This window comes from Ralstonia sp. 22086, from assembly GCF_052045975.1.
Lineage (GTDB): Bacteria > Pseudomonadota > Gammaproteobacteria > Burkholderiales > Burkholderiaceae > Ralstonia > Ralstonia wenshanensis.
In genome coordinates this window covers 736,879-755,922 of sequence record NZ_JBQEPZ010000002.1, presented here as the reverse complement: position 1 = coordinate 755,922, position 19,044 = coordinate 736,879, and the positions used below count along the sequence as shown (strand labels likewise).

The window sequence follows — 19,044 nt, the reverse complement described above, 5'->3', positions numbered from 1 at the left end:
ATGAAAATGCCCCTGTTCTTTGGAGGTAAGTGCAATGCAAGTCATACAAAAAACGCCAGCCGAGCGCCTTGTCCATGCGCTGACGTTCGAGTTGGTTGCCATGCTGATCTGTGCCCCGCTGTTTAGCTGGCTGATGGATCTGCCGTTGGCCGAAATGGGCGTGATGACGCTCATGTTTGCGGCGGTGGCGATGGTGTGGAACATGGTGTTCAACACCATCTTCGAGCGCGCGGAGCGTCGTTACAAGCTCTCGCGTACCGTGGTCCTGCGGGTGGTGCATGCGTGCCTGTTCGAGGGCGGGTTAGTCTTGATGCTGGTGCCGCTGGCCGCCTGGTGGCTCGACGTGGGTCTGTGGGAAGCGTTTGTGCTCGACATCGGCATCATGCTGCTGTTTCTGCCGTACACGTTCTTGTTCAACCTTGCGTATGACCACGTGCGCGCGCGCTTGATGTCGCGCCGAGCGCTGGCCTGATCCCCGATGGGCTTAGGGCAAAAGGGGCAGTGCGGGAGGTGATGCGCTTCCTATAATGAAGTCCCCTTCCAAGACGGGCGCCGCGGTCGCAAGCCGCGGCGCCCGTATTCCTTCATGCCGCATCTTTCTGTTGCCTCATCGCATGCCTCGGCAACCGTGCTGCGCCAGTGCTACGTGGCGGCGTGCGCGGGCGATGCTACGGGCGTGATGAACGTACTGCGCGATGCGTGCGGCGCAAACCATGCAGCGGCCATGATCCGATGGCGCGTCGATGGAAGGTGGCACTGGGCGGCGTCACGCGGCGCATGCTCGGCCGACGTGCTGCTGCATGCGGTGCGCGGTGATGGTGTGGAGACCTGGCCTGTGGTCGATGCCGAAGTGCGCGGCGCGGTGTGGCTCGATTACCGCAAGTCGGGCGTGCCGCAACACCTGCAGCATGGTGCGGCGCCACAAGCCTTGCTGCCGCACTTTGCGCAAGCACTGCCGTTGTGCTGGCAACGCGTTGCTGCACGCACAGGCTTCTCGCCTGCGCAGCCGGCCAGCCTGTGGTTGACCGATGCATTCCACCTGACGCGCCGCGAAGCCGATGTGGCCGATCTGCTCGCAAGCGGCTCGGACCCAGCCTGCATTGCCCGCACGCTGGGCATTTCACTCGACACGGTGCGCACGCACCTCAAGCACGTCTATCGCAAGACCAACACGCACAGCCAGTGCGATGTGGTGCGGCTGATGCTGGCGCTGTCTGCGCGTCGGTAGCGGCGGTCGCGTGTTGATCAGGCAGTGGCCATCTTTGGTGCCGCCACGGCAGGGGTGCCGTCCTGGAAAAGGGTTTGCAGTTGCGCCCGCAACTCGGGCGAATCGGTGTGCTTGTGCACGGAAACGGCATGCTGCACGGCCGCCTCCAGCAGTTCGGCATCGCTGTCGGCGCTGATGGCGACCGAGCAGTTGGTCTCGCTGGGGAAGGCGCGGCAATCGATGTAGCGGCGGCCCATGGCGGTGCTCCTGGAATGACGAATGACGACGGCACGACGCGATGAGAGTGTGGTCGCGCGTACGTTCGTTATAGGTTTGCCGCAGCGGCGCGTCGTCACCCGCGTGGGGTACGCGGTTCGTTACCGTGCCTTCCGTCAGTCGGCCAGCTTTGCGCCACGCTCCTTCAACAACGCGCGCAGTACTGACCGATGGCAATGCGCTTCATCCTCGCAATAGCAGCCGACCGACAGGTTGGTCTGGTGCGATAGCGCGGCCAGCATGTCGAGCAGGCGCGCTGCATCACCGTCGCGCATTTCGGTGCGGAAGTGGCGTACGAAGGTTTGCCAGCCCTTGTCTTGCTGATCCTTGTCGTGCTCGGTTTGCGCGGCCTGCGCCTGCTTGACCAGTTCGGGCGTGGGCGAGAGCAGCGGCATCCACACGTCGTAGAAATCGCGGCTGGCGAATTCTTCCTTCGGTACACCGCGCGGTGGGCGTCGCACGGTGCCGATGCGCAAGCCCTCACCGGGGTGACGCGGCTCGCCGAGCCGGACGATGCGTAGTGCCATGAAAATACCTCCGTGCGGATGCTGCGTGCTGCTCGATGTGCTCAGGCGTTTCGCGTTACGAACCCTGCCGGTTCTGCACCGTCGGGAAAAACACATCCTTCCACGATGCGGGCTTGTTCTTGAGCGTGCCCACGCGCTGCATGAATTCAGCATAGTGCGCGACGCCCACCGGCGTGGTCGTGAAGCGCGAATCCGGATCGTCCAGAATCTTCTTCACGTCTTCCGGCGAACTCTTCACCTTCGATTGCGCAATGTAGATCTGCGCGGCCTTGGTCTTGTCCTTGGCGATGAGGGCGTTGGCTTCATCCAGCGCCGCCACGAATGCCGCCGACAGCTTCGGGTTGGCCTCGTAGAACTTCTTGCTGGTGTAAGTCATGTCCAGCGTGATGTTGCCGAGCACGTCAACCGTGTTGAACACGCGGTGCAGGCCGGGGGCTGCCGCCTCGGTGTATGAGAACGGCGGCGAGGCCATGTGGCTGTTGATCTGGCTGCCGCCGGCCAGCATGACGGCGGTGGCGTCGGGGTGTGGAAGCGGCACGGTGATCGGGTCGAGCTTGTTGAACTGCTTGTCGCCGAAGGTCTTGGCGGCAGCCATCTGCAGCACCACGGCCGGCAGCGAGGTCTTGATGCCGGGCACGGCAATGCGGTCCTTGTCGGAGAAATCGGCCAGCGTCTTCACGTTCGGGTTGCGCGTCATCAGGTACATCGACGATGAGCTGAGCGACGACAGCCCGCGCACTTCCATCGCGCTGCCGCGGGTCTTGTCCCACAGCGTGAGGAAGCCCGGCACGCCCAGCGAGGCGATGTCCAGCGCGCCCGAGAGCATGGCGTCGTTGATGACGTTGCCGCCATCGAGGATGCGGTAGTTGACCTTGACGTCGCCCAGGCCGGCGGCCTTGGCTTGCTTCTCCAGCAGGTGCTCGCTGGCCATCACCATGATGGGCAGGTAGAGGATGCCGTAGCCGTGGGAGATGCGGACTTCGGTGGCTTCTGCGTGGGCGGTGCTGATGGTGCCGCCCAGGAGCGATGCGGCCAGCGTGGCGGCCATGGTCAGGCGGAGGACGTTACGGCGGGGTTTGTGCATGTGTTGTCTCCTTGTTGCTCTGTTGGTCTTTATGTTTGTTGGTGGTGTATTCCCTGTTTCACCCCCTGCCGGGGGCGACTCACTTTCTTTGTTTTGCCAAAGAAAGTAAGCAAAGAAAGGCGCGCCCGAGATGGCGAAAGATTCCTTGAATTTATGTCGCAGAGAGGGGAAGGGAAAAACTCGCTTCGCTCAGACAAGCCTCCTTCCTTTTTCCGCCCGCTCACAAAAATTCAAGGCGCCGCATAGGGCAGGGTACGGCCAAACCGTCGAGGGGCGACTGTGAGCGCCTGGACGGTTTCGGTAGTCAAGCGCGCCCTTAGTTCTGCATGCCCCAGCGTTTGACGGTCCGGGCTTCAAGCGTGCGGAATACCAGGTTCTCTACCAGCAGGCCGATGATGATCACCGTCAACAGACCCGCAAAGACTTCGGGAATCTGCAGCTGGTTCTTGTTCTCGTAGATGTACCAGCCGAGGCCGCCCTGGCCGGAACTCACGCCAAACACCAGTTCCGATGCAATCAACGTGCGCCATGCGAATGCCCAGCCGATCTTCAGGCCGGTGAGGATGGAGGGGAACGCGGCCGGGATCAGGATCTTGGTCAGGTACCCCATGCCGGATAGCCCGTAGTTGCGGCCCACCATGCGCAGCGTGTTCGATACCGACAGAAAGCCGGCATGCGTGTTGAGCGACACCGCCCACACCACGGAATGCACGATCACGAAGATCAGGCTGCCGTTGCCCAGGCCAAACCACACGAGTGCGATGGGCAGCAGGGCGATCGCTGGCAGCGGGTTGAACATGGCGGTGAGCGTTTCCAGGAAGTCCTGCCCGAGCCGGTTGCTGATGCCCAGTACCACCAATGCGCACGACAGGGCCAGGCCAAGCGCGTAGCCCGCAAGCAGCGTTTGCATTGACGTGCCGATGCGAGCGAACAGTGTGCCGCTGGCCAGCCCTGCCCACAGCGCCTGCACCGTATCGGAGAAGGTCGGCATCAGCAGCGGGTTGTCGAGCCAGCGTGCACCGCCTTCCCACACGAGCGCCAGCACGACGAGGATGATGAGCTTGCGCAGCCACGCCTGTTCGTACAAACGCTCGGCAATGGAGAGCGGTTTTTCCACCACGCCGATGCGCTCGAACGCCACGGGCGTGCTGTAGACGGGCGCGCGGTTGCTGATGTCGGTGGTGGCCGGCATGGAAAGGGTTTCAGTCTGCATGGGTTTCCTCCACCGTGCGGGCGAACAGCATGTCGTGGATCTCGGCTTCCAGCGCCTTGAAGCGCTCGGGGTCATCATCGCCGCGCGCAAGGCTCGGCAGTTCGGCGCGGACTTGGCCCGGATGCGGCGAAAGGATCAGGATGCGGCTGCCGCAGCGGATCGCCTCCGGAATCGAGTGCGTAACGAACAGCACGGTGAAGCGCGTTTCATCCCACAGTTGCAGCAGCTCGTCCTGCATCTTGCGGCGCGTGAGCGCATCGAGCGCGGCGAAGGGCTCGTCCATCAGCAGCACGTCGGGCTCCATGGCCATGCCGCGTGCGATGGCCACGCGTTGCTTCATCCCGCCCGACAGCATGTGCGGGTGGTGGTCGGCAAATTTGGTGAGATTGACCTTGTTGATGTAGTGCAGGGCGCGTTCTTCGGCCTCACGCGCGCCCAGCTTGCCCGTGGAGAGCAGCGGGAACAGCACGTTCTCTTTCACGGTCTTCCACGGCAGGAGCTGGTCGAACTCCTGGAACACCATCATGCGATCGGGGCCCGGCTTGGTCACGGGCTGGCCCTTCAGTCGGATCTCGCCTTCGGTGGGCGTGAGGTAGCCGCCGATGGCCTTGAGCAATGTCGATTTGCCGCAGCCCGATGGGCCCAACAAGATGTAGCGCTCGCCGGGGTAGACCTGAAAGTCGACGCGGTAGGTGGCGGTCACCAGATGCTGGCGTGTCTTGTACTGCAGCGTGACGCCGCGCACGTCCAGCAACGGCGGCGCGGTCGATGAGTTGGCCTGCATGATGTTGTCTCCTGTGTGTGTTTTTGTCGGGTTGGGTGGCAGCGTGGGAGAGCGTTACCGGATATCCACGTGGTACCGGAAGTGCGCCGCCGCGCCGCGCGAGCGCCGCCATTCAAGCGGCACCCGGTCGTAGCCGCGCGCAACGCGTTCGATGACCATCACCGGATCGCCGGCCTGGATGCGCAACAGCCGCGCGTACGTTGCGTTGACGGCCTCGGCGGTAAGCGTTTCTTCAGCGCTGGCGATGATCTGGCCGCAGTGGGATTCGTACAGCGGATACAGCAGGTCGCCAAACGCGTCGAGTTCCAGCGTGGCGAGCGGGGCGAAACGGTCGTACGGCAGCCAGATTTCTTCGGCCAGCATGGGTGCGCCATCCAGCAGGCGCAGCCGGGTGAGGCGAATGACCGGTGAACCCGTTTCAATCTGCAGGCCCGCAGCCGGTGCGGACGGTGCATCCAGCACGTCACGCTTGAGAATGCGGCTCTCAGGAATGCGTCGCTCGCCGCTTTCACTCTGGAAGCGGAAGAAGCGGAACAAGGAGCTGGCAAAGCTGGCGCGCCGCACAAAGGTGCCGCGGCCTTGAAAGCGTTCGAGCAGGCCTTCGGCCACCAACACGTCGACGGCTTTGCGGACCGTGCCGACGGCCACGTTGTACGTCTTGGCAAGCTCGGCTTCGGTGGGGATGGCGTCGCCCGGGCGCCAGTGCTGTTGGGCGATCTGCGCGGCCAGATCGTCGCGCAATTGCTGATAGCGGGGCAGGCGGAGATCGGCGGGCATGAGGTATCTGAAGTGGTCAACTATTCATCTATATGATTTGTCATTGTAGGGAGCTTGCGAGCGGCTGGCATTACAGGAAAACCCGCAGGGCCCGGTCGAATCGACACGGGCCCTGCGGGTTTTTGAGAGAACTGCTGAGTTAAGAATTAACGCGTGGCGCGAGCTGAAGCCGGCAGCGGCTCAGTCTGTTGTGCCTTCGGACGGCGCAGCAGCCGCAGCGCATACCAGGCCAGCACAAGCGCACCGATGGCAAACACGATGTCACCCGGCACACGCAGCCAGACCAGCGTTTCCATCACTTTCGAGTGCACCACCTCCGGCGAACGGGCGTACCACATGCCCTTGGTGACGCTGGCCCAGGCCTGGTAGATACCGGCCGGCAGCAGCGACATGAACACCATCATGGCCAAGCCGATATTCAGGCCCCAGAACGCGGGCTTGAGCAGGCGGTCGGCATGCAGGCTGCGGGCATACAGACCGCGCAGGCAGAACAACATCAGGCCGATACCGAGCATGCCGTACACCCCGAACAGTGCAGCGTGCCCGTGGGCGGCCGTCATGTTCAGACCTTGCACGTAGTACAGCGAAGCCGGCGGGTTGATGGCAAAGCCGAGCAGGCCGGCGCCGACGGTGTTCCAGAAGCCCACGGCCACGAAGCACAGCACGGGCCACTTGTAGGCGTTGAGCCACGGCGTGCCTTGCGTGCGGCGATAGTTCTGCAGCGCTTCGAGCCCGATCAGCGTAAGCGGCACCACTTCCAGCGCAGAGAACACCGCACCCACCGAGATGATCGACGTGGGCGTACCCGTGAAGTACAGGTGATGCAGCGTGCCCAGAATGCCGCCGAACAGGAACACGATCGTCTCGGCCACGATGGCGCGGTTGGCGCTGCTGGCGCGAATCAGGCCCAGGCGCGTGAAGATGAGCGCGATGACGGCGGTGGCGAACACTTCAAAGAAGCCCTCGACCCACAGGTGGACGAGCCACCAGCGCCAGTACTCGATCATCGAATAGTGCGTGTGTTGGCCCCACACCAGCGAGGTCGAATAGAAGCCGCCGATGCACGTGGCCGACAGGAACACCATGGCGATCAGTCCGCGCGATTCCGACGGCGTCTTCAGTGCCGGCCACAGGGCGCGGCCCAGCAGCACGACCCAGAACAGCAGGCCGACGAACAGCAAGATTTGCCACACGCGGCCCATGCTGGTGTATTCCAGCCCCTGGTTGCCGACCCAGAAACCGAAGTCCGCACCACGATGTTGCAGCGTGCCGAGCCAGCCGGTGGCGATGGAGCCCACCACGATAAAGATCAGCGCCCAGAACAGCAGGTCAACGCCCAGCTTCTGGAACTTCGGTTCACGGCCCGACAGCAGCGGCGCAATGTAGAGGCCCGTGGCCAGCCACGCCGTGGCAATCCAGAGCACGCCAAGCTGCGTATGGACCGTGCGGCTGATGACATACGGCAGCACCTGCGCCAGCGGAATCCCGAAGAACGATTCACCTTCCACCGCATAGTGCGCGGTGATGGCGCCCATGCCGATCTGCACCAGCATCAGGCCAATCACGGCAAAGAAGTACTTGCGCGTGGCCTTCATCGACGGCGTGGCAACCACGTTGAGGAACGGATCGGCCGGGAGCGGCGCAGCCTCCTCTTCGTGCTTGCTGCTGCCGTGCAGCCACAGCATGGCGGCAATACCGCCCAGCAGCAGCACGATGCTGACCATCGACCACACCGCAGCACCGCCGGTCATGGTGTTGCCCACGAGCGGTTCATGCGGCCAGTTGCTCGTGTACGAGATGTCGGTCTCGCCCGGGCGGTCGGCCGCAGCGGCCCACGACGTCCAGAAGAAGAACGCAGCCAGGGCTTCGCGGTCGGCCGCTTCCGGCAGCACGCCGGTGGCCATGGCGTATTGATCGCGCAGCGTTGCCAGCGACGGATCGGTGCCGAACAGGGCCTCGAAGTGCTGCGCCACGCCGCGGATGGCCTCTGCGCGCTCACGCGACACGGTCAGGATGTCGCGATTTGCGTCGTACGTATTGCGGCGCATTTCCTCCTTCACGCTGGCGTCGACGGCGGCTTGCTGCACCGTCGTCAACGGCGCGTCGGTATCGAACTGCTGATGCGCGCGAATCGCTTGCAACGCCGTGGCTTCACGGTGCAGCCAATCGGCAGACCAGTCAGGCGCAACGTAGCTGCCGTGGCCCCAGACGGTGCCAAGCTGCTGGCCCCCGGCTGCCAGCCAGGCCTCTTGCCCGCGCTGGATTTGTTCGCCGGTGAAGAGCACCTCGCCCACAGAAGTGACGACGGCATGCGGGATCGGCGGCGCTGCCAGATAGATCTGCCGGCCCAGATAGCCCAATGCCCCGAACGACAGGATGAAGATCAGGCCGAGCCACCGCCACAGCCTTTGGTTGTTTTTCATGACAAGGTTCCTTGCAGGATGCAATCGGAAATTCAGGCGCCACCACCGCAACCACCACAGCAGTGGCCGGCGCTGGCGGCAGACGCCACCTTGGTGATGGCGACGCGCCACGTGGCGGGGCCGCGCTCAAGGTAGTCCCAGGAAAACTGGCCCGGGCGCTCCACTTGAAACTGCGACTGCAGCGGGCGCGGATCGTGATCGTTGATCAGCTCCAGGCTCTGGCCGATGCCGAGTTCCCCGAAGGCGGAGAAGATCAGCGGATGGCGCTCGCGCGGCGCCAGCACGCGGAGGTCGAGCTGGATGGTGGAGGCGGACTGTGTCATGGGGATTCCCTCTGTGGGTGTCGCATCAAAAGATGCATTAAGGATGCAACTATATTAGTGAGCGGAATCTCCGCCGTTATTGATGTATATCAGATGCTTGTTTTATGGGTATCTTGATGTGGAAAATCACGCCACGACTGGGCTTGCGTGCCACGCGGTGCGGTGGAAGTGCCGGTCGGGGCCGGTTTTCGTTTGCGCTGTATCAAAGCCCTAATGGCCGCCGGGGCCTAACGTGGAGCGGACGACACCAGACCGATACACGGGGGAAAAAATGAGCCGTCTTCACACCGTCCGCAGCCTGATGCGCGCGGGCTTGATTTCTGTGGTGCTGGGCGCACTGCTTGCGGGCACTGCAGCCCGCGCCGCGAGCGCCAAATTGCCCGGTGACTTCGGACCGCCGCGCGGCGAGCCGATCCACGCCGTCCTCACGAGCCCGCCGCTTGTGCCGCCGCCGGTCCACCGGAACTATCCAGCCAAGGTCATCGTGGAGCTGGAAGTGGTCGAGAAGGAAATGCAGATCTCCGAAGGCGTCAGCTACACCTTCTGGACGTTCGGCGGCACCGTTCCCGGCAGCTTCATCCGCGTGCGGCAGGGCGACACGGTGGAGTTCCACCTCAAGAACCACCCGAGCAGCAAGATGCCGCACAACATCGACCTGCACGGCGTGACCGGACCGGGCGGGGGTGCAGCATCGAGCTTCACCGCACCGGGCCATGAATCGCAGTTCACCTTCAAGGCGCTCAACGAGGGCATCTACGTCTACCACTGCGCTACCGCGCCGGTGGGCATGCATATCGCCAACGGCATGTACGGCCTGATCCTGGTCGAGCCGCCCGAAGGCCTGCCCAAGGTGGATCACGAGTACTACGTCATGCAGGGCGATTTCTACACCGCCGGCAAGTACCGCGAGAAGGGCCTGCAGCCGTTCGACATGGAGAAGGCCATTGACGAACGCCCGAGCTACGTCCTGTTCAACGGTGCCGAAGGTGCGCTCACCGGTGACAAGGCGCTGCACGCCAAGGTGGGTGAAACGGTCCGCATCTTTGTTGGCAACGGCGGGCCGAACCTGGTCTCAAGCTTCCACGTGATCGGCGCCATCTTCGACCAGGTGCGCTACGAGGGCGGCACCAACGTGCAGAAGAACGTGCAGACCACGTTGATCCCGGCGGGTGGTGCGGCGGTTGTGAAGTTCACCGCGCGCGTGCCCGGCAGCTATGTGCTGGTCGACCACTCGATCTTCCGCGCCTTCAACAAGGGCGCCATGGCGATCCTCAAGGTGGATGGCCCGGAGAACAAGCTCGTCTACTCTGGCAAGGAGCTGGATTCGGTGTACCTGGGCGATCGTGCGGCACCCAATATGAGCGCCGTCACCAAGGCGACCCAGGCGTCGGTAAGCGGCACGCTGACCGTGCAGGATCAGGTGCAGGCTGGCCGCGCGCTGTTTGCGGGTACCTGCTCGGTGTGCCACCAGGGCAATGGCGCCGGGTTGCCGGGCGTGTTCCCGCCGCTTGCCAAGTCGGATTTCCTGGCAGCAGATCCGAAGCGCGCCATGAACATCGTGTTGCATGGCCTGAACGGCAAGATCAAGGTCAACGGACAGGAATATGACTCCGTCATGCCGCCGATGACGCAGCTCAATGACGACGAGGTCGCCAACATCCTGACCTACGTGCTCAACAGCTGGGACAACCCCGGCGGCCGCGTGAGCGCAGACGAGGTCAAGAAGGTGCGTGCCCAGCCGGCGCCCGCCAAGGCTGTGGCCGAACATTGACCGGATCTGCACGACCATGGGCCGCCTGACCTTGCACCTTGCTGCCATGTTGATGGCGCTGGCCGGCGCCGCAGCGCAGGGCGCCACCTATGTGCGGTTGCCCGGCGGCGACTTCGACAGCGTGCTGCCCCAGAACGCACCGGGGCAGCCGCAGCGGGTGCGCATCGAACCGTTTGAGTTGCGCTCCACGCCCGTCACCATTGGCGAATTCCAGACCTTCGTGCAACGCCACGAGGCCTGGCAGCGTGGCCGTGTGCCGCAGGTCTTTGCCGGCAAAGCCTACCTTGCCGACTGGGCCGATGCGACGCATGCCGATCCGCAGGCGTCGACGCAAGCGCCGGTGACTGGCGTGAGCTGGTTTGCCGCCCGTGCCTATTGCGAAAGCGAAGGCGCGCGGCTGCCGACGTGGCTCGAGTGGGAATCCGCCGCTGCGGCCGACGCCACCCGCGCAGACGCCCGCGACGACCCGCAATGGGCGCAACGCATTCTCGGCTGGTACGAACGTCCCGCCACGCGTGTGTTGCCGCCCGTTGGCGGCCCAGCGGATGTCCATGGCGTGCGCGATCTGCACGGCCTGATCTGGGAATGGGTCGACGATTTCAACGCGCTGTTCATTGCCGGGGACAGCCGCACGCAGGGCGACCCCGACAAGCAGAAGTTTTGCGGCGCCGGTGCCATCAGCATCGTGCGCCGCGACAGCTACGCCGTGCTGATGCGCGTGGCGTTGCTGTCATCACTCGAAGGCGCCGATGCCACGGGAAGCCTTGGCTTTCGCTGCGCCCGATCCCTCAATGGAGAACGTCCATGACGCTTCTTAAGCAACTTTGCCGTGCCTTCGTGGCATGTGTGCTGGCGGGGGCTGCCGCAGGCGCGCTTGCCGCCGGGCCCGTCGCTTCGGGCTCGCTGTATCAGTCTGACGTGGCGTTGACCGACCAGAACGGCCGCGTCTTTCACCTGGCAGACCTGCGCGGCGAGCCGGTGCTGGTAAGCATGTTCTATTCGTCGTGCCAGATGGTCTGCCCGATGATCTTCGAGACCATTCGTGCGACGCTGGCCAAGGGCGGTAAGCCCGCGCACGACGGCGTGCGGGTGCTGATGGTGACGGTCGATCCGGAGCGCGATTCCGTTGCGGCGCTCAAGAAGACGGCCAACGCGCATGGCGCCGACGACCGCTGGCAAGTCGCCCGCGCAAACGCCAGCGGCACGCGCGAGGTGGCGGCGCTGCTGGGCGTGCAATACCGGCGTCTGGCAGATGGCGACTTCAACCACTCAAGCACGATCCTGCTGCTGGACGCAGAAGGGCGCATCAACGCGCGCACCAATACGCTGGGCGCGGTCGATCCGAAACTGGTGGATGCCATGCGCAAGCTGGTGGCGGCGCAGGCGCGATAAGCGTACCTAGGCCTTGCTGTAAGCAATCACCGTCTGCGTCTGCACGCCAAGGCCGTCGATGCCCAATCGCATGGTGTCGCCCGCGTTGAGATAGCGCGGGGGCTTGGCGCCCATGCCGACGCCGGGCGGCGTGCCGGTGCAAATCAGGTCACCCGGATGCAGCGTCATGAAGCGGCTGACGTAGCTCACCAGATGCGCCACGCCAAACACCATGGTGGCTGTGTTGCCCCGCTGCGCACGTTCGCCATTGACGTCGAGCCACAAGCCAAGCGCTTGCGGGTCGGGCACTTCGTCGCGTGTGACCAGCCACGGGCCGACGGGGCAGAAGGTGTCGCAGCCCTTGCCCTTGTCCCAAGTGCCGCCGCGCTCCAGCTGGAACTCGCGCTCCGACACATCGTTCACCACGCAATAGCCGGCGACGTGCGAGAGCGCTTCTTCGCGGGAAACATCGCTCGCCGTCTTGCCGATCACTACACCGAGTTCAACCTCCCAGTCGGTCTTTGCCGAGCCGCGCGGCAGCATGACGGCATCGTTGGGGCCGTTCAATGCGCTGTTGGCTTTGAGGAAGAGGATGGGCTCAGCAGGGGGCGGCAAGCCGGCCTCGGCTGCGTGATCGGCATAGTTCAGGCCGATCGCGATGATCTTGCCGATGCCCGTCCATGGCACGCCAAACCGCGTGTCCTGCACCACGGGCAAGGCAGCGATGTCTATGCCTGCGAGTTGCGCGAGGGCGGAATCTGACAACTGTTGCGGGCCCAGGTCGCCAACCACGCCTGACAGGTCGCGCACGTGGCCTTGCGTATCGATCAGGCCTGGACGTTCTGCGCCGGGCGCACCCACGCGTACGAGTTTCATTGCGCTCCTTTCTTGGGGGCTTCCTTGGTTGATCGGGTAGGGCGCCCGGCCTCGGCCAGGCTGTTTGCCACGACGCTCAGCACTTCCTTGGCGGTGTTCTCCGAGTGCAGGCGCAGCACCTGTGCCAGGCGCGGGCGCCCTGGCTCCCGAAGGGCGGCCATGATGGCTTCGTGTTCTTCGTGCGATTCCTGCCAGCGCAGCGTGTCGGCATTGGCCGCACCGCGCGCGCGATGCACCTTGCTCATCAAGGTCGCATAAATGCCGGCCAGCACGGGGTTGGCCGTGCCGTCGATGATGAGCTGGTGAATTTCCTGGTTGATGCGGAAGTACTCGGTGCGTCTGCCCGCCGCATGGGCCTCAAGCATTGCCTGGTGCTTGCGTTCCAGACGCGCCAGAGCTACCTCGGACAGCCGCGCCGCCGCCAATTCTCCAGCCGTGAATTCCAGCCCATGCAACGTTTCGAAGGTCGCGCGCAGTTCATCCAGATCGAGCGGTGCAACGCGATAGCCGATGTACTGCCGATGCAGCACCAGCCCCTCGGCCACCAGCACCTTGAGCGCCTCACGCAGCGGCGTCTTCGAGACATCGAACATTTCACTGAAAGCACGCTCGTCGATGCGGGCGCCGGGCGGCAGTTCGCCTTCTTCGATGAGGGTGCGCAGGCGCGAGGCGATTTCGGCCGACATGCCGAGCGTTCGCAGGCGAGGGGATTGAAGCAGCGGTTGGGTCACAGACGTCACCAGAATGGGGAAGATGCACCACAAAAGGCTATCACACACCGAGATTGTGCTTTTGTGAGGCAATAAAATCAATAGCTTACAGATGTTGTAATTACAGATTACGTATCCTATACTCGGCCACGTTGCGCAACACAAACCAATCAAATCGACTCAGGAGGTCGTTTCGGTGGGCGGAGTTGGAGCGGGCCGGCGTCAAGACCGGCCGCCCAAGCCCGTTTTCCGAAACGACTTCTGGAGCTACCAGGAGACACGCGTAATGGAAACCGCAAGCCCGGCCCCGGCCATGGCGCTAACGGAGACGAAGAGCTCTGTGCGCTGGAAGATTTTCTTGATGATGTTGATGCTGATATCCATCAACTACGTCGACCGAGCATCGCTGTCAGTCGCGATGCCGCTGATCGCGAAGGAATTCAACATCGGCCCCGCGGTGCAAGGCTTACTGCTGAGTTCGTTCTTTCTGACGTATGCGCTTATGCAGATTCCGGGCGGCATGCTGGCCGACCGCTTTGGGCCACGCGTGGTGATTGCCGGTGCCACGCTGGGCTGGGGCTTCTTCCAATCCATTGCGGCGCTGTGTACCGGTTGGGTTCCGCTGCTGATCACGCGTCTTGGCCTGGGTGCGGCCGAGGCGCCCATCTACCCCGCCGGCGGCAAGCTCAACGCCATCTGGATGACGCAGAACGAACGCGGCCGCGGTGCCACGCTGCTCGATGGCGGCGCGCCGCTGGGCGCGGCATTGGGGGCGCTCATCATCGCCGGGCTGATCGCCGAATTCAATTCGTGGCGCACGTCGTTCGTGGTGGCTGGTATCGGGACGATGGTGGCGGGGCTCTTTGCGTGGTGGTACATCCGCAACCACCCGCGCGAGCATCCGTCCGTCAATGATGCTGAAGCCTCCTACATCGAGGAGGCTCATGCTGCCGACCAGGCTGCAGAGCCCGCCGCCGTAAGCGGCAACGTGCTCGACTTCTTCAAGTACCGCTCGGTGTGGGGCATGTTCTTCGGCTGGATGTGCTTCAACGCCCTGTTTTACGGGCTGCTGACCTGGATGCCGACCTATCTGTCGAAGGTGCATGGGCTCGACATCAAGGAGATGGGCGGTGCGGTCTTCACCATGTTCTTCTCCGGCTTTGTGGGCGAGATGGTGGGCGGCTGGATTGCCGACAAGTGGATGGCTACCGGGGCATCGCGAGCCCGGGTGCTGCGCACGCTGTTTGGCGTCGCTTCGGTGCTGGCCACGATTGCCATCTACACGGTGGCGCGCTTCAAGGATCCGGTGGTCGTGGTGGCACTGTTGTCGACCACGCTGTTCTTCCTGCGCTGGTGCGGCCTGTTCTGGTGCATTCCGTCGATCCTGGGAACGCGCAAGCGTGTGGGTTTCCTGGGCGGCACGATGAACCTGGGCGGGAACTTCGCGGGCGTCGGCATGCCGATCATCGTCGGCTTGATCGTGCAGGCGACGGGTTCGTACGACATGGCGCTGATGCTGTTTGCTGCCGCCGGCGCCGGCCTGTTCATCTGCTCGACACTGCTGATCGACTACAGCAAGAAGCTGCCGGTCTGAGGTGCGATGCACTCTCGAGTAGGCCAACGAAATCTACGCACGCGGCGCGGCGTTTGCTTCTGATTTCCGGCAACAAGCTGCAACCGTACTCATCAACATAACAAGCAGGCCCCGATGCCGCTGTTGCGCGCCGGGGCGCGCAAACCACGAAGAAGACTCCCATGACAAAACGCATCAAGCTCGGCATGCTCACGCCATCGTCCAACACGGCGCTGGAACCCATTACCAGCGCCATGGTGAGCGGCTTGCCCAACGTGAGCGCGCATTTCTCGCGCTTTACCGTGACGGAAATCTCGCTGCGCGACCAGGCGCTGGGGCAGTTCGATCTGGAGAAGATCCTGAACGCCGCCAAGCTGCTGGCCGACGCGCACGTCGACGTGATCGCCTGGAACGGCACGTCGTCCGGCTGGCTCGGCTTTGAGAAAGACGAGGCGCTGTGCCGCCAGATCACGGAAGCCACCGGCATTCCGGCCACCACGTCTGTGCTGGCGCTCAACGAGATTCTGGCCAAGACCGGCGCACGCGATTTCGCCCTCGTTACGCCGTACCTGGATGACGTGCAGCAGCGCATCGTGCAGAACTACGCGCGCCACGGCTTCAACTGCGTGGCGGAGCGTCATCTGGACTTGCACGTCAACCATAGCTTTGCCGACGTGGAAGAAGACACGATCCGCAGTCTGGTGCGCGAGGTGGCACAGAAAAAGCCGGCGGCCATCACCACGTTCTGCACGAACCTGCGCGCGGCGCATCTGGTGGAGGCACTGGAAGCGGAAACGGGCATCCCGGTGTACGACACCATCTCGACCGTCGTGTGGAAATCGCTGCGGCTGGCGGGCGTCGACACGCGCGAGCTGCGCGGCTGGGGTCGCCTGTTCGCGGACGTTGCTTAACGGAATGAGGGAGCGCCAAGCATGTCCACGGAACTCGACCTGGTGATCCGTAATGCGGATGTGGTCACCGCATCCGACCGCTTTACCTGCGACATCGGTGTGCGCGATGGCCGCATCGCCGTACTCGGCCACGGCTTGCCGCGCGGCGCGCGCGAGATGGATGCCAGTGGCCTGCTGGCGCTGCCCGGTGGCGTCGACGGCCATTGCCACCTCGACCAGCCCATGCCCGACGGCATGCGCATGGCCGACGACTTCTTCACCGGCACGCGCGCGGCCATCTGCGGCGGCACGACAACGGTGATCCCGTTTGCCGCGCAGGAGAAGGGCGGGTCGCTCAAGGCGGCGGTGGCCGACTACCACCGGCGTGCCGAGGGCCGCGCGGTGGCCGACTATGGCTTCCATCTGATCGTGGCCGACCCCACGCCAGAAGTGCTGCAGCACGAACTGCCGGAGCTGATCCGCCAGGGCTACACCTCGTTCAAGGTCTACATGACGTATGACGACCTGAAGCTGTCCGACCGCGAAATGTTGGACGTGCTGGACGTGGCCAAGCAGAACAACGCCCTCGTGATGGTGCACGCGGAAAACGCCGACTGCATTTCGTGGCTGACCGAAAAGCTGGTAGGCGAAGGCCGCATCTCGCCGCGCTTCCACGGCCTGTCGCGTCCGGCAGCGGTGGAGCGTGAAGCCACGCACCGTGCCATCACCTTTGCCGAGCTGGTGGACGTGCCGATCCTGATCGTGCATGTCTCCGGAAAAGAAGCCATCGAGCAGATTCGCTGGGCACAAAGCCGCGGCTTGCAGATCCTGGCCGAGACGTGTCCGCAGTACCTCTACCTGACCGCCGAAGACATGGGCCTGCAAGGTGACGATGGCTACGAAGGTGCCAAGTGCGTCTGCAGCCCGCCGCCGCGCGATCCGGAAAACCAGGCGGCCGTATGGCGCGCGCTTGCAGGGGGCGTGTTCAGCGTGTTCTCTTCCGACCATGCACCGTTCAACTATGACGACCCGGAAGGCAAGAAGCTTGGCGGTCAGGCGCAACCGTTCGACCATATTCCGAACGGCGTACCCGGTATCGAGACGCGATTGCCGTTGCTGTTTGATGGCATCGCGCGGGGCAAGCTGTCGCTGCATCAGTTTGTGGAACTGACGTCGTATCGCCCGGCACGTCTGTACGGTTTGTATCCGCGCAAGGGCACGATTGCCGTGGGTGCCGATGCCGACATCACGCTGTGGGATCCGGAGCGCCGCGTGCGCATCACCAACGATGCGTTGCATCACGCGGTGGACTACACGCCCTATGAAGGCATTGAAGTGACGGGCTGGCCGGTGCATTGCTTCTCGCGCGGCGAGATGCTGGTCGAAAACGGCAAGTACCTCGAACCGGCACCTGGGCGGGGGCAGTTCCTGCCGGCGGGTGCGCCGTCCCTGGTCTGACGTTTCTGGTTGGGTTCTCAAAATTTCATCATGCGTATTCTGGTCGTCAATCCCAATATCTCCGAGAGCGTGACGGAGTTGATTCATGCCGAGGCGCGTCGCTCCGTTTCACCCGGTACCACGCTCACGATGGCGACAGCGCCATTTGGCGTGGCCTATATCGAAACGCGCTTCGAAGCACTGGTGGGGGGTTATGCCACCGCGTGCGTCGTTGCCGAACACGCCGGTCAATTCGACGGCGTGGTCGTGGCGGCGTTCGGAGATCCCGGCCTGGCTGGCATCAAGGAGCTGTGCAACGTGCCGGTGGTCGGCATGACCGAAGCGGCGCTGGCCAGCGCCTGTCTGCTTGGTCAGCGCTTTTCAATCATCGCGATTTCGAGCCGTATCCAGGCGTGGTACCGCGAATGTGTAGCGGCCAATGGGCTGGCGTCGCGGCTGGCGAGCGTGCGATCTTTGCAGCAGCCGCTGCGCGACATCGGCAGCGTGCAGGAAGACCACGCGGCACGCCTTGAAGAACTGAGCCTGCAGGCAGTGCGTGAAGACGGCGCAGACGTGATCATCGTGGCCGGCGCACCGCTTGCCGGGCTGGCGCGCACACTCAAGGACCGCATTCCCGTGCCCGTTGTGGATGGCGTCTCCAGCGCCATCCGCCATTGCGAGAGCCTGATTGCGCTTGCCCCGAACGGCGCAGCGGACGGCAGCTTTGCGCGTCCGCCGCACAAGCCCAACCACGGGTTGCCTCCTGCGCTGGCTGCCATGCTGGCGTAGGCGGTTTGTCTCACCGCCCTGGAAGGCGGGCCGGTGTGGCCAGAGGTACGATGCGCTATCTGCCGATCCGCCTTCGCTTCCGCCATGTCTCTCCGCGCCTTGAGAACGCTCGTTGCCATCGCCCGCCACCGCACGTTTGCGCGTGCTGGCGAGGCGATCGGGCTCACGCAGTCGGCCGTCAGCCTGCAGGTCAAGTCGCTGGAGGAGGAGTTCAACGTCCGCCTGTTCGACCGCTCGCGCCGCGAGCCCGCTTTGACAGAGGCGGGCCGCATCGTGCTCGCCCAGGCTGAACAGATCCTCGCACTGTATGACCGCATTCCCGACGCGCTGAGCGATGAGCGTGCGCTGGTCGGGCGGTTGCGCATTGGCGCCATTCAGACCGCGCTATCGGGGCCGCTGCCCAATGCGCTGCTGGCCCTGCGGACGGCGCATCCCGCCCTGCGCGTGCACGTGGCCGCCGGCATGTCGGCCGAGCTTGCGCAACGCGTGGCTGACGGCGAGCTGGATGCCGCGATCACGTCGCACCCTGTGCGGCCGCATCCGGCGGAGCTGGTCTGGTCGACGCTCTATGAAGACCGCTTCTGGCTGCTCGCCCCTGCCCAATATGCCGAGCATGATGCGCGCGCGCTGCTGACCGAGCTGCCGTTTATCCGCTTTGATGCGCAAGCCTGGGCCGGCCGCATGATTGCCTCGGAGCTGCGGCGCCTGGGCGTGAAGGTGCGCGAAGAGATGGTGCTCGACAACAAGGACACGATCGTGCGCATGGTGGCCAGCGGATTGGGTGCCGCCGTGGTGGCCCTTTCCGATTCGGAGCTGACGCAATTGCCGCCTGTTACCCGTCTGCCATTCGGGCAACCGCAATTGCATCGGGCAGTGGTGCTGCTTGAACACCAATCGCGGGCTTCGCAGCGCTTTACCCAGGCATTGGCCGACGCCGTCGTCGCTTCTGCAATGAGAATTTCTCATTGATCGCCAGATAAATAACAATTATTGCTGCTGTGACTGCGTGATAG

The 19,044-nt window shown here is 63.9% G+C and carries 20 protein-coding genes; 10 read left to right on the top strand and 10 right to left on the bottom strand.

The window, feature by feature from the left end; all coding sequences use genetic code 11:
• Window positions 1–34: 34 nt before the first annotated feature.
• Both ACTJK6_RS12460 and ACTJK6_RS12455 read left to right on the top strand, forming a co-directional pair.
• Entirely contained in the window at window positions 35–472 is a 438-nt protein-coding gene (locus ACTJK6_RS12460; RefSeq protein WP_440839174.1) for a multidrug/biocide efflux PACE transporter, read from the top strand.
• Between the two features lie 114 nt (window positions 473–586).
• The gene (locus tag ACTJK6_RS12455) at window positions 587–1,228 is read left to right on the top strand and encodes a response regulator transcription factor (RefSeq protein ID WP_440839172.1); all 642 of its coding nucleotides are present in this window, start codon (window positions 587–589) and stop codon (window positions 1,226–1,228) included.
• A 17-nt stretch (window positions 1,229–1,245) separates the two neighbouring features.
• Here ACTJK6_RS12455 and ACTJK6_RS12450 read toward each other — a convergent pair whose 3' ends face one another.
• The 8 genes from ACTJK6_RS12450 to ACTJK6_RS12415 form a co-directional block, all read right to left on the bottom strand.
• On the bottom strand, window positions 1,246–1,464 hold the full coding sequence (locus tag ACTJK6_RS12450; protein ID WP_316879137.1) for a DUF1059 domain-containing protein: 219 nt from the start codon (window positions 1,462–1,464) through the stop codon (window positions 1,246–1,248).
• Between the two features lie 135 nt (window positions 1,465–1,599).
• Window positions 1,600–2,010: a DUF488 domain-containing protein gene (locus tag ACTJK6_RS12445; RefSeq protein ID WP_440839169.1), complete on the bottom strand. Its 411-nt coding sequence runs from the start codon at window positions 2,008–2,010 to the stop codon at window positions 1,600–1,602.
• 55 nt (window positions 2,011–2,065) lie between these two features.
• Window positions 2,066–3,094: an ABC transporter substrate-binding protein gene (locus tag ACTJK6_RS12440; protein WP_260801376.1), complete on the bottom strand. Its 1,029-nt coding sequence runs from the start codon at window positions 3,092–3,094 to the stop codon at window positions 2,066–2,068.
• A gap of 316 nt (window positions 3,095–3,410) precedes the next feature.
• On the bottom strand, window positions 3,411–4,307 hold the full coding sequence (locus ACTJK6_RS12435; protein WP_440839167.1) for an ABC transporter permease: 897 nt from the start codon (window positions 4,305–4,307) through the stop codon (window positions 3,411–3,413).
• Window positions 4,297–5,091 carry an ABC transporter ATP-binding protein gene (locus ACTJK6_RS12430; protein ID WP_232039974.1) on the bottom strand — a complete coding sequence of 265 codons (795 nt, stop codon included), beginning with the start codon at window positions 5,089–5,091 and terminating at the stop codon, window positions 4,297–4,299. The genes ACTJK6_RS12435 and ACTJK6_RS12430 overlap by 11 nt, the downstream gene beginning before the upstream one ends.
• 54 nt (window positions 5,092–5,145) lie before the next feature.
• Window positions 5,146–5,868, bottom strand: coding sequence for a GntR family transcriptional regulator (locus ACTJK6_RS12425; protein ID WP_260781160.1), 723 nt, complete (start codon window positions 5,866–5,868; stop codon window positions 5,146–5,148).
• A gap of 146 nt (window positions 5,869–6,014) precedes the next feature.
• A complete protein-coding gene (locus ACTJK6_RS12420) occupies window positions 6,015–8,291 on the bottom strand; it encodes a nitric-oxide reductase large subunit (protein ID WP_232039973.1) in 2,277 nt (758 codons plus the stop codon).
• 32 nt (window positions 8,292–8,323) lie between these two features.
• Window positions 8,324–8,614 (bottom strand): DUF2249 domain-containing protein, encoded by a 291-nt coding sequence (locus ACTJK6_RS12415; protein ID WP_024978368.1) that lies wholly within the window; start codon window positions 8,612–8,614, stop codon window positions 8,324–8,326.
• A gap of 271 nt (window positions 8,615–8,885) precedes the next feature.
• On the opposite strand from ACTJK6_RS12415, the gene nirK reads away from it, so the two are divergent.
• Genes nirK through ACTJK6_RS12400 form a run of 3 tightly spaced genes read left to right on the top strand, consistent with a single transcriptional unit; the run spans window position 8,886 to window position 11,777 of the window.
• Window positions 8,886–10,385, top strand: a complete 1,500-nt coding sequence (gene nirK / locus ACTJK6_RS12410; protein ID WP_232039972.1) for a copper-containing nitrite reductase — start codon at window positions 8,886–8,888, stop codon at window positions 10,383–10,385.
• A 16-nt stretch (window positions 10,386–10,401) separates the two neighbouring features.
• Entirely contained in the window at window positions 10,402–11,193 is a 792-nt protein-coding gene (locus ACTJK6_RS12405; protein ID WP_425343175.1) for a formylglycine-generating enzyme family protein, read from the top strand.
• Entirely contained in the window at window positions 11,190–11,777 is a 588-nt protein-coding gene (locus ACTJK6_RS12400; protein WP_440839164.1) for an SCO family protein, read from the top strand. The genes ACTJK6_RS12405 and ACTJK6_RS12400 overlap by 4 nt, the downstream gene beginning before the upstream one ends.
• 6 nt (window positions 11,778–11,783) lie before the next feature.
• Here ACTJK6_RS12400 and ACTJK6_RS12395 read toward each other — a convergent pair whose 3' ends face one another.
• A complete protein-coding gene (locus ACTJK6_RS12395) occupies window positions 11,784–12,632 on the bottom strand; it encodes a fumarylacetoacetate hydrolase family protein (RefSeq protein ID WP_433867782.1) in 849 nt (282 codons plus the stop codon).
• Entirely contained in the window at window positions 12,629–13,411 is a 783-nt protein-coding gene (locus ACTJK6_RS12390; RefSeq protein WP_260801382.1) for a GntR family transcriptional regulator, read from the bottom strand. The genes ACTJK6_RS12395 and ACTJK6_RS12390 overlap by 4 nt, the downstream gene beginning before the upstream one ends.
• 217 nt (window positions 13,412–13,628) lie before the next feature.
• Here ACTJK6_RS12390 and ACTJK6_RS12385 point away from each other — a divergent pair, with 217 nt between their 5' ends.
• The 5 genes from ACTJK6_RS12385 (at window position 13,629) to ACTJK6_RS12365 (ending at window position 19,000) form a co-directional block, all read left to right on the top strand.
• On the top strand, window positions 13,629–14,936 hold the full coding sequence (locus tag ACTJK6_RS12385; protein ID WP_260801383.1) for an MFS transporter: 1,308 nt from the start codon (window positions 13,629–13,631) through the stop codon (window positions 14,934–14,936).
• A 161-nt stretch (window positions 14,937–15,097) separates the two neighbouring features.
• Window positions 15,098–15,826, top strand: coding sequence for a maleate cis-trans isomerase family protein (locus tag ACTJK6_RS12380; protein ID WP_322017811.1), 729 nt, complete (start codon window positions 15,098–15,100; stop codon window positions 15,824–15,826).
• Between the two features lie 21 nt (window positions 15,827–15,847).
• Window positions 15,848–17,263, top strand: a complete 1,416-nt coding sequence (gene hydA, locus ACTJK6_RS12375) for a dihydropyrimidinase (RefSeq protein WP_260801384.1) — start codon at window positions 15,848–15,850, stop codon at window positions 17,261–17,263.
• Between the two features lie 30 nt (window positions 17,264–17,293).
• Entirely contained in the window at window positions 17,294–18,031 is a 738-nt protein-coding gene (locus ACTJK6_RS12370) for an aspartate/glutamate racemase family protein (protein ID WP_440839162.1), read from the top strand.
• A gap of 84 nt (window positions 18,032–18,115) precedes the next feature.
• A complete protein-coding gene (locus ACTJK6_RS12365) occupies window positions 18,116–19,000 on the top strand; it encodes a LysR family transcriptional regulator (protein ID WP_440839161.1) in 885 nt (294 codons plus the stop codon).
• Window positions 19,001–19,044: the final 44 nt, after the last annotated feature.

Coding starts and splice junctions, on each gene's coding strand:
- ACTJK6_RS12460 (WP_440839174.1), top strand. CDS start 35: ATGCAAGTCATACAAAAAACGCCAGCCGAGCGCCTTGTCCATGCGCTG.
- ACTJK6_RS12455 (WP_440839172.1), top strand. CDS start 587: ATGCCGCATCTTTCTGTTGCCTCATCGCATGCCTCGGCAACCGTGCTG.
- ACTJK6_RS12450 (WP_316879137.1), bottom strand. CDS start 1,464: ATGGGCCGCCGCTACATCGATTGCCGCGCCTTCCCCAGCGAGACCAAC.
- ACTJK6_RS12445 (WP_440839169.1), bottom strand. CDS start 2,010: ATGGCACTACGCATCGTCCGGCTCGGCGAGCCGCGTCACCCCGGTGAG.
- ACTJK6_RS12440 (WP_260801376.1), bottom strand. CDS start 3,094: ATGCACAAACCCCGCCGTAACGTCCTCCGCCTGACCATGGCCGCCACG.
- ACTJK6_RS12435 (WP_440839167.1), bottom strand. CDS start 4,307: ATGCAGACTGAAACCCTTTCCATGCCGGCCACCACCGACATCAGCAAC.
- ACTJK6_RS12430 (WP_232039974.1), bottom strand. CDS start 5,091: ATGCAGGCCAACTCATCGACCGCGCCGCCGTTGCTGGACGTGCGCGGC.
- ACTJK6_RS12425 (WP_260781160.1), bottom strand. CDS start 5,868: ATGCCCGCCGATCTCCGCCTGCCCCGCTATCAGCAATTGCGCGACGAT.
- ACTJK6_RS12420 (WP_232039973.1), bottom strand. CDS start 8,291: ATGAAAAACAACCAAAGGCTGTGGCGGTGGCTCGGCCTGATCTTCATC.
- ACTJK6_RS12415 (WP_024978368.1), bottom strand. CDS start 8,614: ATGACACAGTCCGCCTCCACCATCCAGCTCGACCTCCGCGTGCTGGCG.
- nirK (WP_232039972.1), top strand. CDS start 8,886: ATGAGCCGTCTTCACACCGTCCGCAGCCTGATGCGCGCGGGCTTGATT.
- ACTJK6_RS12405 (WP_425343175.1), top strand. CDS start 10,402: ATGGGCCGCCTGACCTTGCACCTTGCTGCCATGTTGATGGCGCTGGCC.
- ACTJK6_RS12400 (WP_440839164.1), top strand. CDS start 11,190: ATGACGCTTCTTAAGCAACTTTGCCGTGCCTTCGTGGCATGTGTGCTG.
- ACTJK6_RS12395 (WP_433867782.1), bottom strand. CDS start 12,632: ATGAAACTCGTACGCGTGGGTGCGCCCGGCGCAGAACGTCCAGGCCTG.
- ACTJK6_RS12385 (WP_260801383.1), top strand. CDS start 13,629: ATGGAAACCGCAAGCCCGGCCCCGGCCATGGCGCTAACGGAGACGAAG.
- ACTJK6_RS12380 (WP_322017811.1), top strand. CDS start 15,098: ATGACAAAACGCATCAAGCTCGGCATGCTCACGCCATCGTCCAACACG.
- hydA (WP_260801384.1), top strand. CDS start 15,848: ATGTCCACGGAACTCGACCTGGTGATCCGTAATGCGGATGTGGTCACC.
- ACTJK6_RS12370 (WP_440839162.1), top strand. CDS start 17,294: ATGCGTATTCTGGTCGTCAATCCCAATATCTCCGAGAGCGTGACGGAG.
- ACTJK6_RS12365 (WP_440839161.1), top strand. CDS start 18,116: ATGTCTCTCCGCGCCTTGAGAACGCTCGTTGCCATCGCCCGCCACCGC.